This is a genomic window from Arthrobacter sp. NicSoilC5 (assembly GCF_019977395.1).
GTDB lineage: Bacteria > Actinomycetota > Actinomycetes > Actinomycetales > Micrococcaceae > Arthrobacter.
Genome location: NZ_AP024660.1, coordinates 1107446 through 1123270, shown reverse-complemented (window position 1 = coordinate 1123270; position 15825 = coordinate 1107446). Strand labels below are relative to the sequence as shown.

At 66.1% G+C, this 15825-nt stretch carries 15 protein-coding genes and 1 tRNA gene; 7 read left to right on the top strand and 9 right to left on the bottom strand.

Annotated features, from left to right (window positions below; all coding sequences use genetic code 11):
• Window positions 1-7: 7 nt before the first annotated feature.
• Together LDO22_RS05270 and LDO22_RS05265 are read right to left on the bottom strand one after the other, a co-directional pair.
• Window positions 8-775, bottom strand: a complete 768-nt coding sequence (locus tag LDO22_RS05270; RefSeq protein WP_224026372.1) for an alpha/beta hydrolase — start codon at window positions 773-775, stop codon at window positions 8-10.
• Entirely contained in the window at window positions 775-1890 is a 1116-nt protein-coding gene (locus tag LDO22_RS05265; RefSeq protein WP_224026371.1) for a LacI family DNA-binding transcriptional regulator, read from the bottom strand. Before LDO22_RS05265 ends, LDO22_RS05270 begins: the two co-directional genes overlap by 1 nt.
• A 167-nt stretch (window positions 1891-2057) precedes the next feature.
• On the opposite strand from LDO22_RS05265, the gene LDO22_RS05260 reads away from it, so the two are divergent.
• Genes LDO22_RS05260 through LDO22_RS05250 form a run of 3 tightly spaced genes read left to right on the top strand, consistent with a single transcriptional unit; the run spans window position 2058 to window position 5277 of the window.
• A complete protein-coding gene (locus tag LDO22_RS05260; protein ID WP_224026370.1) occupies window positions 2058-3227 on the top strand; it encodes a Gfo/Idh/MocA family oxidoreductase in 1170 nt (389 codons plus the stop codon).
• Window positions 3227-4441 carry a dihydrodipicolinate synthase family protein gene (locus LDO22_RS05255; RefSeq protein ID WP_224026369.1) on the top strand — a complete coding sequence of 405 codons (1215 nt, stop codon included), beginning with the start codon at window positions 3227-3229 and terminating at the stop codon, window positions 4439-4441. The genes LDO22_RS05260 and LDO22_RS05255 overlap by 1 nt, the downstream gene beginning before the upstream one ends.
• Window positions 4438-5277 (top strand): sugar phosphate isomerase/epimerase family protein, encoded by an 840-nt coding sequence (locus LDO22_RS05250; RefSeq protein WP_224026368.1) that lies wholly within the window; start codon window positions 4438-4440, stop codon window positions 5275-5277. Before LDO22_RS05255 ends, LDO22_RS05250 begins: the two co-directional genes overlap by 4 nt.
• 132 nt (window positions 5278-5409) lie before the next feature.
• Here LDO22_RS05250 and xylB read toward each other — a convergent pair whose 3' ends face one another.
• Window positions 5410-6858 (bottom strand): xylulokinase, encoded by a 1449-nt coding sequence (xylB, locus tag LDO22_RS05245; RefSeq protein ID WP_224026367.1) that lies wholly within the window; start codon window positions 6856-6858, stop codon window positions 5410-5412.
• Window positions 6859-6861: 3 nt separating this feature from the next.
• The gene (xylA, locus tag LDO22_RS05240; protein ID WP_224026366.1) at window positions 6862-8049 is read right to left on the bottom strand and encodes a xylose isomerase; all 1188 of its coding nucleotides are present in this window, start codon (window positions 8047-8049) and stop codon (window positions 6862-6864) included.
• Window positions 8050-8198: 149 nt separating this feature from the next.
• Here xylA and LDO22_RS05235 point away from each other — a divergent pair, with 149 nt between their 5' ends.
• The 3 genes from LDO22_RS05235 (at window position 8199) to LDO22_RS05225 (ending at window position 11490) form a co-directional block, all read left to right on the top strand.
• Complete coding sequence (locus LDO22_RS05235; protein WP_224026365.1) at window positions 8199-9425, top strand: ROK family protein; 1227 nt, start codon at window positions 8199-8201, stop codon at window positions 9423-9425.
• A gap of 164 nt (window positions 9426-9589) precedes the next feature.
• The gene (locus LDO22_RS05230) at window positions 9590-9871 is read left to right on the top strand and encodes a hypothetical protein (protein ID WP_224026364.1); all 282 of its coding nucleotides are present in this window, start codon (window positions 9590-9592) and stop codon (window positions 9869-9871) included.
• A 728-nt stretch (window positions 9872-10599) separates the two neighbouring features.
• Window positions 10600-11490 carry a tyrosine-type recombinase/integrase gene (locus LDO22_RS05225; protein ID WP_224026363.1) on the top strand — a complete coding sequence of 297 codons (891 nt, stop codon included), beginning with the start codon at window positions 10600-10602 and terminating at the stop codon, window positions 11488-11490.
• Window positions 11491-11541: 51 nt separating this feature from the next.
• Here the strand turns inward: LDO22_RS05225 and LDO22_RS05220 are convergent.
• Together LDO22_RS05220 and LDO22_RS21765 are read right to left on the bottom strand one after the other, a co-directional pair.
• Window positions 11542-11614, bottom strand: a tRNA-Arg gene (locus LDO22_RS05220).
• A 156-nt stretch (window positions 11615-11770) separates the two neighbouring features.
• Complete coding sequence (locus tag LDO22_RS21765; protein ID WP_263422195.1) at window positions 11771-11902, bottom strand: hypothetical protein; 132 nt, start codon at window positions 11900-11902, stop codon at window positions 11771-11773.
• 75 nt (window positions 11903-11977) lie between these two features.
• Between LDO22_RS21765 and LDO22_RS05215 the strand changes: the two genes are divergently transcribed.
• On the top strand, window positions 11978-13363 hold the full coding sequence (locus LDO22_RS05215; RefSeq protein ID WP_224026362.1) for a hypothetical protein: 1386 nt from the start codon (window positions 11978-11980) through the stop codon (window positions 13361-13363).
• Here the strand turns inward: LDO22_RS05215 and LDO22_RS05210 are convergent.
• From LDO22_RS05210 to LDO22_RS05200, 3 genes are read right to left on the bottom strand one after another with little or no spacing between them, the layout of a single operon-like run.
• The gene (locus tag LDO22_RS05210) at window positions 13323-13916 is read right to left on the bottom strand and encodes a hypothetical protein (protein WP_224026361.1); all 594 of its coding nucleotides are present in this window, start codon (window positions 13914-13916) and stop codon (window positions 13323-13325) included. The two genes, LDO22_RS05215 and LDO22_RS05210, sit on opposite strands and share 41 nt — an antisense overlap.
• Window positions 13913-15133 (bottom strand): GDSL-type esterase/lipase family protein, encoded by a 1221-nt coding sequence (locus LDO22_RS05205; RefSeq protein WP_224026360.1) that lies wholly within the window; start codon window positions 15131-15133, stop codon window positions 13913-13915. The genes LDO22_RS05210 and LDO22_RS05205 overlap by 4 nt, the downstream gene beginning before the upstream one ends.
• Window positions 15133-15819 (bottom strand): hypothetical protein, encoded by a 687-nt coding sequence (locus LDO22_RS05200; RefSeq protein WP_224026359.1) that lies wholly within the window; start codon window positions 15817-15819, stop codon window positions 15133-15135. Before LDO22_RS05200 ends, LDO22_RS05205 begins: the two co-directional genes overlap by 1 nt.
• Window positions 15820-15825: the final 6 nt, after the last annotated feature.

Below are 15825 nucleotides of genomic sequence, written 5' to 3'. Positions count from 1 at the left end.
CGCGGGGCTAGGCGGGGCCGGCCGTGGCGGCTTGGTGGACGGAGTCCGTCCATCCGGCACGCTGCAGCCAGGCTGCGCACAGTGCGGTCCACTGCCGTGGTCCGGGGTGGTCCGCGGCAAGCCCCAGCCCATGCCGTCCCTGCGGGAAGACATGCAGTTCCGCCGGAACGCCGGCGGCAAAGAGCGCCCTGGCATAGTTCAGGCTGTTGCTCACCGGAACGGCGTCGTCATCGGCTGTATGCCAGAGGAAGGCCGGCGGCGTCCGGGGAGTGACGTTCAGCTCCGGCGAGAGGGCCCTGAGGAGGCCCGACGGCGGCGCGCCGCCAAGGAGGTTTGCCACCGATCCCTGGTGCGCCTCGTGGGTCAGTGATGCAACCGGATAGCAGAGCACCGAGAGGTCGGGGACGGCTGCGGGCACATCCAGGTCCGGGTTTCCGGTGGCAGCTGCCGTGCTGAGGGTGGCCGCCAGGTGGCCGCCGGCGGAGAAGCCCAGGACGCCGATGCGCTCCGGGTCGACGGCGAACCGGTGCTGTCCCTTCCTGATGTGGAGCATTGCTTCCTTTGCGTCCTCCAGGGGAGCAGGGTGCCGGTCAGGGGCCACCCTGTAGCGGAGGACGAAGGCGTGGATTCCCAGGGAGGCCAGCCACTCTGCAACGGGCTCCGCTTCGTGGTCAGCCTGGCGGGCGTATCCTCCTCCCGGCAGGACCAGGATGGCCGGCCGGGCGCCGGCAGCCCCCGGACGGGCGGGAACTGCCGTAAGCGCACGCGCCGCCATCAGGCGGCAGCTTCGGTGCTGCGCCGCAGCGTGACCTCGCCTGTGATGTCACCGGGTGAAGCGTCGTCGGCGCCGTCGCCGTCGTCGCCGTCGTCGCCGGCAAGCCTCCGCTGGGTGGCCCGGGTGGCCACGCGCCCAATGTCCTCCAGCGGCAGGCGGACCGTGGAAAGGGCCGGCCGGAAGTCGCGGAGGGTCTCAATATCGTCGAAACCGGCGATGGCGGCGTCGCGGGGGATGCGGAGCCCCTCGGACCGCAATGCTGCCGCGGCCCCGATGGCCATCACGTCGTTGACGGCGAAAATGCACAGCTTGGGTGCGCCGCCCCCCTCGCCGGACGGGCCCGCGTTGGTCCGGGCTGCCTTGATCCGGGCGGCCAGTTCAAGTCCGGCGTCATATCCTCCGGACCGGTTGAACGCGCTGCGGAGCACTTCCGCCGGCCGCCGCCCGGCCCGTTCCAGTCCCTCCTGGAAACCGCGGACCCGGTCATCAGAGGTCAGGAGGCCTTCGGGACCGCCGACAATGACGAAGTCCCCGTCCCAGCTGCCCGCAAGTTCGGTGGCCAGCCGGCCGGCCAGCTCCTGGTTGGGCACTTTCACCACGTGGTACCCCTCCGGAGCAGTTGCACCCACGACGGGGTGGCCCACCACCGCCACTTGGCCGCCGTTGCGGCAATACCGGTCAAGTTCGGCTGCCAGCTCGCTGTTGCCGTCCTTGTCCTCGTCGCGGCTTGAGCGGGAACCGGCGATCACGATCGAGTCTGCCCGGCGCGCCGCGAACGCAGCCACCGCTTCCTTTTCCTCCGCGGGGCCGCCGCCGGTGGTGGCAAGGAGTACCATCTTCCGCTGTTCCCGGGCGGCTTTCTGCACGCCCCTGGCAATGGCCGCGAAGTAGGGATCGGCAATGTCATGGACGATCAGGCCGATCAGGCCGGAACTGGATTTCGCCAGCCCCTGTGCCTGTGCGTTGGGGATGTAGCCGAGCGACTCAGCCGCCTGCCGGACCCGTTCGGCAATGTCCTTCCCCGGTTTGCGGGCGGATCCGTTCAGCACGCGGGAGGCCGTGGCGGGGGAAACGCCGGCAAGGCGGGCCACCTCGGTAAGGGTACTTGCAGCCACTGCATCTCCTGGTCTTGTACGGGCTCGAAGGCTAAAGCACATTATGGCAGTTCAAACTAGTTCCGGAAAGCGCTTGCCAAGGGGAAGCGCGCCGTGCATCATGGAAGCAGTGGGAATGCGCTTTCCCAATCAGCTTGACTACCTTGCTCACCCACCGTGGAGGACACATGGGCTTCGAAACAAAGACAATCCGCATCGCCATGAACGGCATCACCGGCCGGATGGGCTACCGCCAGCACCTGCTGCGCTCCATCCTGCCCATCCGCGATGCCGGCGGCTTCACCCTCCCGGACGGCACCAGGGTCCAGGTTGAACCCATCCTGGTGGGCCGCAACGAGGCCAAGATCCGGGAACTGGCGGAAAAGCACAAGGTGTCCGAGTGGACCACGGACCTGGACGCCGTGATCAACGACCCCACGGTGGACGTCATCTTTGACGCCTCCATGACCAGCCTGCGCGCCGCAACCCTGAAGAAGGCGATGCTGGCCGGCAAGCACATCTTCACCGAGAAGCCCACGGCCGAGACCCTCGAAGAAGCCATTGAACTGGCCCGCATCGGCAAGGAGGCAGGCGTTACTGCCGGCGTCGTCCACGACAAGCTCTACCTCCCGGGCCTGGTCAAGCTCCGCCGCCTGGTGGACGAGGGCTTCTTCGGCCGCATCCTCTCCATCCGCGGCGAGTTCGGCTACTGGGTCTTCGAAGGCGACATCCAGGCCGCGCAGCGCCCGTCCTGGAACTACCGCAAGGAAGACGGCGGCGGAATGACCACGGACATGTTCTGCCACTGGAACTACGTCCTGGAGGGCATCATCGGCCAGGTCAAGAGCGTCAACGCCAAGACCGCCACCCACATCCCCGCCCGCTGGGACGAAGCCGGCAACGAGTACAAGGCCACCGCCGATGACGCCTCCTACGGCATCTTCGAACTCGAGACCCCGGGCGGCGACCAGGTGGTCGGCCAGATCAACTCCTCGTGGGCAGTGCGCGTCTACCGCGATGAACTGGTGGAATTCCAGGTGGACGGCACGCACGGTTCCGCCGTCGCAGGCCTGAACAAGTGCGTCGCCCAGCAGCGCGCCCACACCCCCAAGCCCGTGTGGAACCCGGACCTGCCCGTCACCGAATCCTTCCGCGACCAGTGGCAGGAAGTTCCCGCCAACGCTGAACTGGACAACGGCTTCAAGCTGCAGTGGGAAGAGTTCCTGCGCGACGTTGTGGCCGGCAGGGAACACCGCTTCGGCCTGCTGTCCGCCGCCCGCGGTGTCCAGCTCGCCGAACTTGGCCTCCGGTCCAATGACGAGCGCCGCACCATCGACATCCCGGAGATCACGCTCTGATGACTTCCCTTATCCTTCCCTCCGAGGACGGCGGCACCAGGGAGTACCGCCTCCAGGGCGCCACGCCGTGGGCCCGCCCCACCGCCCCGCTTACCGCCCGGCGCGCCTACGCCGCGGCCCACGTCATCCCCGAGGTCCTCGCCGACAACACTCCCGGAGCCCCGGCGCGCCTGGACTGGGACGCCACCATGGCGTACCGCCACGAGCTCTGGTCCTATGGTCTTGGCGTGGCCGACGCCATGGACACCGCCCAGCGCGGCATGGGCCTTGACTGGGCCGCCACGCAGCAGCTCATCAAGCGCACCGGCGTCGAGGCAGCATCGGTGGTCTCGGCCAACAACCCGGCCACCGCCGGCAAATCGGTCCGCGACCTCGTGTCCTGCGGTGCCGGTACCGACCAGCTGGACCTCGACACCCTGCCCACGGGTGAGGCCGGCCTGAAAGCCGTCCTCGAGGCATACCGTGAGCAGATTGCCGTGATCAGCGAGGCCGGCCCCAAGGTCATCATCATGGCCTCCCGGGCACTCGCCAAGGCAGCACGTGGGCCGGAAGACTACCTGAACGTCTACTCCACACTCCTGCAGGAGGTTGACCAGCCGGTCATCCTCCACTGGCTGGGCACCATGTTCGATCCCGCCCTGGCGGGCTACTGGGGCTCGGACGACGTCGCCACCGCCACTGAAACCTTCCTGGGCCTGATCAGGGACAACGCGGCCAAGGTGGACGGGGTCAAGGTCTCCCTGCTCGACGCCGGCCACGAGGTGGCCCTCCGTGCCGCCCTACCCGATGGCGTCCGCCTGTACACCGGGGACGACTTCAACTACCCGGAGCTCATCGACGGCGACGGCAGCCACCACTCCGACGCCCTGCTGGGCATCTTCGCGGCCATCTACCCGGCCGCTTCCGTGGCCCTGCAGAACTATGACGCCGGAAATCCGGCCAGGGCACGGGAAATTTTGGACTCCACCCGTGAACTGGGCAAGCACATTTTCAGCGCCCCGACGTTCTACTACAAGACCGGCATCGCGTTCATGTCCTGGCTCAACGGCAAGCAGCCCGGGTTCCAGATGGTCGGCGGCCTGCACTCCGGCCGCTCCGTCTGCCACCTTGCCCGGACCTTTGAGCTGGCCGACCAGGCCGGCTTGCTGAAGGACCCGGCGCTGGCCGCCTTCCGCATGTCCGATTACCTGCGGATCAACGGGGTGGGAGTATGAGCGACTTCTCCCGCCTGTCCATCAACAGCGCCACCACCAAGAAGTGGACGCTTGCCCAGGTGGTCGAGGGCTGCGTCAACGCCGGCATCCCCGCCATCGGCCCCTGGCGCGACCGGGTGGCGGAGGCCGGCCTGGACAAGGCAGCACGCCTGATCAAGGACGCGGGCCTGCGTGTGTCCTCGCTGTGCCGCGGCGGGTTCCTCACGGCGGCGGACGCGGAAGGCCAGGCAAACGCGCTCGCCGACAACCGTGCAGCGATCCTCGAAGCCGTGGCGCTGGACACCACCGAACTGTTCCTGGTGGTGGGCGGACTCGCGTCAGGGGAGAAGGACATCGTGGACGCCCGGCAGCGTGTGGCTGACCGGCTCGCGGACCTGGTCCCTTTCGCACAGGAAAACGGCGTCCGCCTGGTGCTGGAACCGCTGCACCCGATGTACGCCGCGGACCGCGCACTGATCTCCACCCTGGGGCAGGCCCTGGACCTCGCAGCGCCCTTCGACGCATCGACAGTTGGCGTCGCCGTCGATACATTCCACGTCTGGTGGGACCCGGAACTGAAGGCGCAGATCGAACGCGCCGGCCGGGAGAACCGCATCGCCTCCTACCAGGTGTGCGACTTCAACATGCCCATCGCCGCCGATCCGCTGCTCTCCCGCGGGTACATGGGCGACGGCGTGGTGGACTTCGCGACGATCGGCACCTGGGTCCGCGACGCCGGGTACACCGGCGACATCGAAGTGGAAATTTTCAATCAGGAGATCTGGGACACGGACGGCAACACCGTCCTGGCCACGGTCAAGGAGCGGTACGCGGAGCTTGTCCTGCCGTACGCCTGACCTGATTCAAGACCGCGGGCTCCTGCTGCGTCACGGCAGGAGCCTGCGCCCCACATGAAAGGACCCGGACCAGGGGAGGCTTTCCCACCCTGGTTCCGGGTCCTTTTTCCTGCCCGCTGCCCTGCTGCAGCCCTATGCGTAGAGCGAGGCGAACCGGCGGTACCTTGCCAACACGCCGGCGTCGTCCTTTCCCAGCGGAAGGTCGCCGGCGTCGTCCTTTCCCAGCGGAAGGTCGACGGCGTCTGCCGCCCACTCGGGGAAGCGTCCGGTGAGTGCCGCCGCAGCCTGGCGCGCGGCGCCGTCGGCCACGTACTCGCCCGGCTGCGGCACCGTGACGCCGGTTCCCAGCAGGCTGGCGGCCACTTCCTGCACGGCTGCTGACTGGGCCCCGCCACCCACCAGGAGGATCCGCCGGGCGGTCACGCCCTGGTCCTGCAGTGCCGCCAGGCCGTCCGCCAGTGAGCAGACAACACCCTCGACGGCGGCGCGCGCCACGTTGGCGGGGGTGTAGTTGGCCCGGGTGATGCCGTGCAGGGAACCGGTGGCGTCCGGCAGGTTGGGGGTCCTTTCCCCATCGAAGTACGGGACCAGGGTGAGGCCGCCGGCACCGGGCCCGGCAGACAACGCCAACCTGTTGAACGCGGCCAGGTCCACGTCCAGCAGGGCGGCGGTGGCATCGAAGATGCGGGTGGCATTCAAGGTGCACACCAGCGGCAGGAAATGCCCGGCGGCGTCGGCGAATCCGGCCACCAGTCCCGAGGCGTCAGCCGCCGGTGAATCCGAGACCGCGAAGACGGTCCCGGACGTGCCCAGCGACATCACCACATCGCCCAACCGGGCCCCTGCACCAAGCGCGGCCGCCGCATTGTCCCCGGCGCCTGCCGCCAGGAGGGTGCCCGCCGGCGTCTTTCCCGCCGCTTCCAGGGGCCCGAGGACCCGGGGGAGGACCGGCACATGGCCGAGTGCCGCGGACAGGACGTCCGGCAGGTAACTGCCTTCCGCCGTCGAGTAGTAGCCCGTACCGGATGCGTCCGAGCGGTCCGTGGCCAGGGCGGCCAGCCCCTCTTTACCGCTGCCTGGCCCGTGGCCTGCGAGCCGCCAGGTGAGCCAGTCATGCGGCAGGCAGACCGCAGCCACCCTGGCGGCGTTTTCCGGTTCATTGTCCGCCAGCCAGCGCAGCTTGGTCAGCGTCAGGGAGGCCACCGGCACCGTACCGGTGGCGCGCGCCCAGTACTGCGCGCCGACGGCTGGATCGCCGCCGCCGGCGGATTCGATGAGTTCCAGGGCGGCGCCGGCGCTGCGGGTATCGTTCCACAGCAGCGCCGGCCGGATCACCGCACCGTCGCTGTCCAGGCAGACCATGCCGTGCTGCTGGCCTCCGACAGACACGGCGCTGACGTCATCCAGTCCGCCGGCGTCTGCCACCGCCTTCTGCAGTGCCGTCCACCAATGGTCCGGGTGGACCTCGGTGCCCTCAGGGTGCGGGGCCCGGCCCTGGCGGACCAATGCCCCGGTATCCGCATCGCGGATCACCACCTTGCACGACTGGGTGGAGCTGTCGATGCCTGCGACGAGCACCATGGCCTAGTGGGCGCCCAGGAGGTGCTCGATGGCGAGCTGGTTGAGCCGGACGAACGCGAAGGAGCGCTCAGCAGCCTTGTCGGCGTCGAAGTCCTCGAAGGCTGCGGCGTCTGCCAGCAGGTCTGCGGTGCTTTCGCCGGCACTGAGGGTGGGCTCGCCGAGTTCGAAGACGCCGGAGGTCTTGAGTGCTTCCTGGACCTGCGGGTCTGCGCGGAACGCCAGCGCCCGTTCCTTCAGCAGCAGGTACATGGCCATGTTGGCCTTGGCGGACTCCCACACGCCGTCGTAGCCGTCGGTGCGGGAGGGCTTGTAGTCGAAGTGGCGCGGGCCGTCGTACTTCGGGCCGCCGCCCGGGAAGCCGTTCTCCAGCAGGTCGACCGTGAAGAAGGCGCTGGTGAGGTCGCCGTGGCCGAACACCAGGTCCTGGTCGTACTTGATGCCGCGCTGGCCGTTGAGATCGATATGGAAGAGCTTGCCGGCCCAGAGTGCCTGCGCAATGCCGTGGGTGAAGTTCAGTCCCGCCATCTGCTCGTGGCCGGTCTCGGGGTTCAGGCCCACGATGTCCCCGTGTTCGAGCTGGGCAATGAAGGCCAGGCCATGGCCGACAGTGGGCAGGAAGATATCGCCGCGGGGTTCGTTCGGCTTGGGTTCAAGGGCGATCCGCAGGTTGTAGCCCTTGTCCTTGATGTAGCCGGCCGCGGTGTCAACGCCTTCCTTCATGCGGTCCAGGGCGGCTGCCAGGTCCTTGGAGCCGTCGTATTCGCTGCCTTCGCGGCCGCCCCACATGACGAACGTTTCAGCGCCGAGCTCTGCGGCGCGGTCAATGTTGCGCAGGACCTTGGAGAGGGCAAAGCGGCGGATGGAACGGTCGTTTGAGGTGAAGCCGCCGTCCTTGAAGACCGGGTGGCTGAACAGGTTGGTGGTCACCATGGGGACCTTCAGCCCGGTCTCCGCCAGGGCTGACCGGAAGTTTTTCAGGATCAGGTCCCGCTCTGACGCGGAGGCATCAAAAGGAACAAGGTCATTGTCATGGAACGTGATGCCGTAGGCGCCCAGTTCTGCCAGGCGGTGGACTGCCTCCACCGGATCCAAAGCGGCACGGGTGGCCACGCCGAACGGATCGGCGCCGGTCCAGCCGACCGTCCAGAGGCCGAAGGTGAACTTGTCAGCGGGCGTGGGGGAGAGAGTCATGATGCGTCCTTGCGATCGGGTTGCGCCGCGGAATTGCGAAGCTTTAGTTCATTGCCTGAACTATATGAGCGGACGTAGGGTGGGGTCAATAGTCCAGCGTGGAGACCGCCGAAAAACTTGGCGGAAGCGTCTAACCAAGGAGCTTTGTCATGGTGATGCCCGCGCCTGCAGCGGCGGGGTCCGGATCCCCGGCCCCCGGAAACGTGGGGGACGTGAGGCGCAGCAATCTTGCCCTGGTCCTCGGCGCGATTGCCGAGTTCCCGCCCGGCACCCATCCCAGCCGTGCCCAGGTTGCCGGCGCCACCGGATTGACCAAGGCGTCGGTGTCCAGCCTGGTGCTGGACCTCCTGGACGCCGGGGTCATCCGCGAAATCGGGCTTAACCCCCAAGGCCGCGGCCGGCCGGGCGTGGGGCTGGAGCTCAGCCCCAGCCGTGCTGTCATGGGAATGGAGGTCAACGTCGACTACATTTCCGCCGCCGTGGTTGACCTGTCAGGGAAGGTGCTGCGGCGCGAGGTACGGGAGCGCGATAACCGGAACAGCCCGGACAAGCCGGTGCTGGCCGCACTCGCAGGCCTGGCGGCCAGGGTGCGGGGTGCTGCCGGTGAACAGGGCGTCGACGTCGTGGGCGGCGGGCTGGCGGTACCCGGACTGGTGGACCCGGCCAGGGCGCGCGTGCTGACCGCTCCCAACCTGGGCTGGGTCAATGTTGACCTCGACCTTTACGCCCTGCTGCCCGAAACAGCGCTGGGGGTTGCACTGTTCAACGAGGCCAATGCCGCAGCCCTGGCCGAACTGCGGCACCGGCCGGACCGCGCAGCGAACTTCCTTTTCGTCTCCGGTGAGGTGGGCGTGGGCGGCGGGATTGTCATCGGTTCCGAGCTGTTCACCGGCCCCGGAGGCCATGCCGGCGAAGTGGGACACATCGTGGTGGATCCGGACGGCGGCCATTGTTCCTGCGGCGGGACCGGCTGCCTGGAGACGGTGGCCGGCCAGGACGCCATCTTCATTGCTGCCGGCCTGGCCCCGGACGGGAGTTCACGGTCTGCCGCGATGTCAGCGCTCCTGCAGGCACTCGAGGGCGGGGCACCCAAGGCGGTATCCGCCGTCGAACGTGCGGGCCGCTGCCTGGGCATAGCGCTTGCTTCAACGGCCCGGGTGGTGGATATCGATTCGGTAGTACTGGGCGGCCATTTCGCAGTCCTTGAGCCCTGGCTGCGTGCCCCGTTGCTGGACAGCCTGCAGAAATATGCGCCCGGAAAGTATGCGTCGGAGCAGGTAACGGTGTCCGCGGTGGGGGAGTTTGGTGCCCTGCTGGGGGCTGCCGGCAGCGTGATCCGGTCCCTTGTGGACGCGCCGCACCGGCTGCAGGCATAGCGGCGGGTGCACAACGCCCCGGTCCGAAGACCGGGGCATCAGCCACCAAGGTGCCCCAGGAGGGAATCGAACCCCCGACCGGCGGATTACAAGGTTGGCGATTCGGCAAAGGTTGTTGAGTTCCCTGTCCGCCGTACGTTTGACCTCCCCATGGAGGTAGCAGCGTGAGCCCGGCAACGGTGCCGGCCGCTGTGGGAGCCATCCTCACGACCGTGGAGGAGCTGGATGCCCTGCCGCCGCACTCGGTGGTCATAGCCGATCCGGAAGGCCGGAGCGCCCGGGAGGAAGATCGGCAGCTGGCGATGCAGAAGCGAAGCGACTTCGACAGCACGCCCTACTGGTTCGTCGCCAAGGACGCCGGCATGTTTGATGCCATCGCCTCGGAAGAAGCGGTCTACCGATTCCACTACGGACCGTTCCTGGTCACCTGGCTCCCCGCCACATGACCCGCGAGCAGCGTCTCGCTGAACTGCTGGCCCTGTACAACAGGCTCCGGCAGCAACCCAACGCAACGCAAAAGTAAAGGCCGGCTGGATGTCCTACCATCCGCCGGCCATGCAATCAGTCCCCGGCTACGGACCCTGATCGCGCCACCAGTCTAACCACTGCCACCGCACCAGTCCATAGCCCGTGACGCCCTCATACATCTTGAGGCGGTACGGCTACCCCGCCTGGTGCTTTCGTGCACCCAAAAACACGCTAAGCCTTCATTTACGGGCTGCTTACTGGGTCAGAGCCAGTTCCTTTTTCGAGCGCACGGGCAGGGTCCATAAAGCGAGCCGGAAGGCCGCACATGCGAAGGAGTGCCAAGACCGATCGTGAGACCACCACTAAGGGTGTATCACCAGATCCGTGCGCACATGCCGCCACTGCCCAGGAGTAATGCCCTGGGCCTAGCTTGCTGCCCCTCCGGGCAGCCAACCGACGACAACCGACCGACTGACGCGGTGTCTCACCAGCTTGCCTTGAACGACCACAAACTCTTTTTTGTTGGTCGGACAAGGGCAGGCCCTGCCCTCCTCGCCCCTCCCTCCCTCTGCGGTGATGGAAAAGCAAAACAGCCCTGCTTTGCAGGGCTGTTGAAGGTTAAACGATCCAGACTATCGGCCAGAAATCAAGGCCAAATCAGTGTAGAAACTACACCGGAAACACACACTAGAGCAGGGGGCTACTCATGGAGACCAACGACACGCTGAACTACTGGACCGCATGCATGAAAGCGGCGGACCTCACCGACAAGACCATCCGCGAGCGCCTGATCTTCGTCCGGCAGCTGGCCCGGGACGTGGATCTGGAGACGGTGACCAGGAAGCAGCTGATCATGTGGATGGCTGGACAGAATTGGTCCAACTCCACCCGCGTGCATCGTAGATCGGGTCTCCATACGTTCTTCGCATGGATGCAGGACGAAGGTTTGAGGTTGGACAATCCGGCGTACCGGCTGCCCAGGGTGGCCACCAGGAAACGCGAACCGAACCCGTTCACCGTGGAGGAGATCAATGCGCTGCTGGAATCCGGGATCTACCGGAAGACCCGCGTCATGGTCGCGCTGCACTATTACCTTGGGTTACGAGTCTCGGAGATCGCGGCCGTCAACGGCGGCGACATCGACTGGGACAACCGGACGCTGTCCACCATCGGGAAGGGCCGCAAACCGGCCACGCTGCCCGTGCCAGCTGCCGTCTGGCCGCTATTCCTCCAGATGCCCAGGACCGGTTACTGGTTCCCCAACCGAACCAAGAACAAGCTCCACGCTGCCGGCGAGGGACACATCATGGGCAACTCAGTCTCTGGCCTGATCGGGGAAGCCATCAAGCGCATGGGTCTCAAGCACCGGCCTCATGACCTGCGAGCCGCCCTGGCTACCGAGATGCACGAAGCCGGTGTCAGTGACTTTGTCGTCCAGCGCAGCATGCGGCACTCCAACATGGACACCACCACCCTCTACCTGAAGCTCAAGCCCGAAGGCATCCGCCACGGATTCGACAGCCTGCCCGTGATCACCATCCCGGAACGCTCCGGCCGGCGCCGCGCCGCCGACCGGAACGAACCACTTGCCGCCTAGGCACGACAAAAGCGCCGGCCACCATGACGGTGGCCGGCGCTTTTCAATGCGTGCCCCAGGAGGGAATCGAACCCCCGACCCGAAGATTAGAAGGCTTCTGCTCTATCCCCTGAGCTACTGGGGCGAGGCGCTACCCAGTGTAGCGCCGCCGGAACTGCGCCCCCAAAACACAGGAGAGGCCCCCGGCGTTCCAGCGCCGGGGGCCATTGTCTCCATGTGTCTTAGCGGTCCAGTCAGTCTACGCCGAACGGGCCCGATCCGGCAGGGGAACTTAACCGGTCTATTGGCCCCTGCGGAGAGCCTTCCAAGCGGCATTGCCGAAGCCGATGAGCAGGATGACGGCGATCGTATAGATTGCGATGTCGTTAAGCGGCTGAGGCAGGAACTGCGTTGCTTCTATATCAATGTCCACGTGGAGGCCTTTCGCGGGCTTGTTGGGTTCGCCATGATCCTAGCCCGTATTATTGGCGGGGACCTAGGGGGACGTTTGAAGTACGCATTTCCTGTTGCAGCTATCGCTGGCGCCTTTGCCATATCGTTTTTGGGGATGAGCGCCGCTGCCCTTGTCGCGCTTGGCCTAATCGCCGCAGTGCTATGGGCGCGAGATTCGGCTTCCCGCATCGGGGCCCTCGCCGTCTCATTCGCTATAGCCATACCACTGGTGCCCGGCTACCAGGAGACGCGCACGCCCCAGGTAACTGCCTACGCTGTGGTTTTCATTGTGCTGCTGGGCTGCGTTCTGCTTCTCCTGAAGCGCCGCGGGAGGCCCCTCCGGCTACCTTTGTCCGTTCTCGGCATCCTCGGTGGACTCGCGTTGCTCACCGTTGGGCTGCTGGGTTTTGATCAGTTCCGCCTTGTGGCCGGCATTGCGGTAGCCGCCGGCCTTGCCCTTGCAGGGGGCGTTGGCGTTGCGACCGATGCCGCCGAGCGGCAGAACCTCCTGAAGACGCTAACCTTCATCGCCTACGCCATGGCTGCTATCGCCATATACGAGGCCATCGTCAAGCATCCCTTGTATGAGTTCACGAATTTCCAGGTGCAGGCAAACGCCCGTTCCGCTTTCCGTGCAGCAGCGCTCTTCGGGCACCCTCTAGTCCTGTGCGTTTTCATGGCCTTTGTCGCCGTCGCAAATATGGCCCGCCCGGTTTGGGGCAAACGGGAATGGCTGTTTGCTCGGGTTCCTTCTGTCGCGGTACCCCTGGCTGGGGCAGCCGCGAGCGGCTCCCGCAGCATCCTGCTAATGGTTGGAGTCGGGATTCTCGCCATGCTCGTTGCCCGCGTTCACGCAGGTGGCAGCAAGGTTGGCCGCTTTGCGGTTGCCGTCCTCGCCGTGGTCCTTGGCGTCCTTGGCCTTCAGCCTGGGAGCTTGCTCTCCGGCCGACTGGACCAGCTATCAGCTCAGGAGCAAGCGGTACGGCTTGGAGGATTCGAAGTGGTCACTAGAATCACGTCCGGGGCCAAGGTGATTATTGGCGGGGGACCCCGCGCAGTTGCAAAGGCCGCCAACACCGACAACCTGGCATCCTTCGGCACCGTTGATAACCAGTTCTTCACCGCCTATGCAGACTATGGGCTCGTGGGTTTCGTTCTGGTTGCCGTGCTGGTCCTGACGGTTCTCGCCGGACTCCGGCGCCGCGGGCTTGACCCGTGGCAACGGACGGGCGCAATAGCGGGTTCCATTTTCCTGCCGGCATTCTTCGTTATGGAGCCGTTGTCCTGGCCTGCCGTTGCTGTTCTATTCGGATTCGCCCTGGGCTTCTGCAGTTTCGGAGCCGGGGCATCCCCTGAGAAGATGCCCCGGCCAGACGTTCTCGGCAGTGATCTGTCGAGAACTACGTCAGCTGGGCCAGCACTCGCGGCACGGCGGAAGTAAAGCCAAGCGCCGTGGTGAAGTTCGCTGGTGCCGCGCCTGTCACTGAGTTCTGGGCGGCCCCAACGTTGAGCGTTGTCACCGACGCAGAAGTGGTTGGCATAATGATGGCCCCGGACGTGCTGACGCAGCGGACGACAGGCGCGGTTGTTGGTGCCCCTTGGCTGGCCCCACCAATCCAGTAGCGCCCGGGCGGGAGCGGGATAGGCGTTGCGAGCGTCAAGGTTGCCGCGCCTGCCACGGTCGCGTCGATGGTTCCTGCGTCGGCTACGAGCGCCCCAGGGTAGGTGCCTGTTCCATCGTCGGCGTAGATCGCCAGCCGAAGCACAGCGCCGGCTGTGCCAACCGTTGCAATGTCTGCGACCAACGCCGTCAGGACACAGACCCGGTTGATGTCCAGTGGTGCCAGGGCGAGCTGGCCTTGGCTGGGTGTGGCCGTGGACGTCAGCCCTGGTGCCGCGTAGTACATGCCCGCGCCGCGGCGGATGGGCACGCCCTTGGGGTAGGGGGTGGCTTTCAGGTTGCGCCGGTCTGCAAGCTCAACTGTCTGGATCATGCTGCCACCACCTTGTAGACGCCCATGCGGGCGATCCTTGTTGTTCCGATGCCGTCAAATTTGTAGGTCAGGATGATCTTTCCCGCCGCCGCCGTGGTCACACCTGCCGGGACGGTGATACGCGGGGTGCGCATGATCCCGCGGCGGGGGTTGACGCTCAGAGCCGGGACGCCGGCGCTCTGGAACATGTCCACTGCCCGGTTTACGGCGGTGTTAACCGATGCGTCGCCGGCCATCTGGATCGACAAGGACATCTCGGTCGCTGCGGTCCAGTCGTCGTCAGTTTCGAATTCAAGCTCAGCGAAGACGACATCACCAGGCGTGAACGTCCCACCAGAGACGCCTACGTTCTGGACCAGCGTGGCCCCGCCCGCAGCAGCGGAGATGAGCATCTGCCATTCCCCGGCACGCCCGTCATAGCGGGGCATCTTGTAAGCGGTGAAGCCAGCCTGGTTATACCCGGTGGCAACGCCTGAGACGCTGCCGTTCAGCATCGGGTTGGCGCTGACAACGGTGGAGCTGTTGCTCATCAGCAGCCGCGACGAGGCCGGGACGAGCGGGCGCAGCACGTCGGCAAGGTACTGGCCCATAACGGCGGCGCCGAGTGGCGCTGGGTGGAGGCCGTCCGACGTGTACCCGGTGCGCGGGTTCCCGTTTGTGGGATCGAGGAAAGCCTCGTTCCAGTTGACCAGGATGAAGTTCGGTGTCACGGCAGCGTATGCCTTCAGCCAGTCGTTCACTTGGTCGATGGTCCACCGCTGCCCGGTGTTACCGGCGTCCGGGGTGATCGTGCCCCACACGATGCGCTTATAGCCAGCGTCGAATGCCTTAGTGAAGATCGCCTTCAGGTTGCTGATGGTGAGCGCCGGGTTGAGCGCGCCCTGGTCGTTGATGCCGCCGAGGCCTAACAACCATGCCGGGAGCGGGTTGATGGCAGTGATGTCCGTGATGCGGGCGAGCATCTGGGTTGTGGTGTTGCCGCCCACGCCAGCGTTCTTGACCAGGTCGAACGGATGCCCGAGCAGGTTGTTCGCGTGGTGGAACCAGCCTCGTGAGTCGTTGTAGATCGTCGTCTCGCCCGATGCTGGGGTCCATCCGCCGAAGTTCCTGGCCGTGATCGAGTCACCGAACAGGGCGGCGGTGAACTGCGGCGCTGGTGCCGCCGCATACTTCTTCTTGGCGTCGGCCTTGGCCATGCCGAGGGTTACAACGTCCATCAGGCCGCTCCTGTCACGTTGCCGTTGGTGTCGTAGGTGAACGTCTTGGTTACCCCGGCGCGGGTCTGCGTGTTCACGGTGCCGTCAGCGTTGTAGGTGAACGTGGTCAGCACGCCATTCTCGGTCGTGGACGCAACGGAACCGTCACTGTTGTAGGTCACTGCCAGCGTCGGATTACCAGGGACATAAGTGGCAGATAGTTGAGCATCCGAGAGCCGTTCCGGCAGGTCCGAATCCTGCAAGGTGATGAACCCGGTCCGGCCGTTGAAGCCCAGCACCGAGGCCGTGGGAGCCGTGACCGGGATGGAGACCGGGCCGTCCGGGACCAAGTCCAGATCGATGGGCCCGGTCTGCCCCAGCAGCGGCTTGAGGTTCTTGGACCAGGTGATCGGGCGGGCGTTGCCGAACTGCCATGACGCCGTTACCTGGTAGGCGAAGTCCGTCACCGCGTTGCCCAGGGAATCGATGAACCCGGGCTGGTCCACGAACGGGACCTGGAACTGGCCGAGCTGGCCGGCCTCGGCCGTGAAGCTGTCCTCAAACTCCGGAAGCGGCTGGCCGGTGGCTGCCCAGATCAGCCGCGCCGTGGGCTTCACCGTCACGTTCGTGACCACTTCCTTGCCCGTCGCCGTCAGCGGAATGCCGAACGCGATCGTGGCCAACTGCATGCCTACGGGAAAGCCCATCGAAGA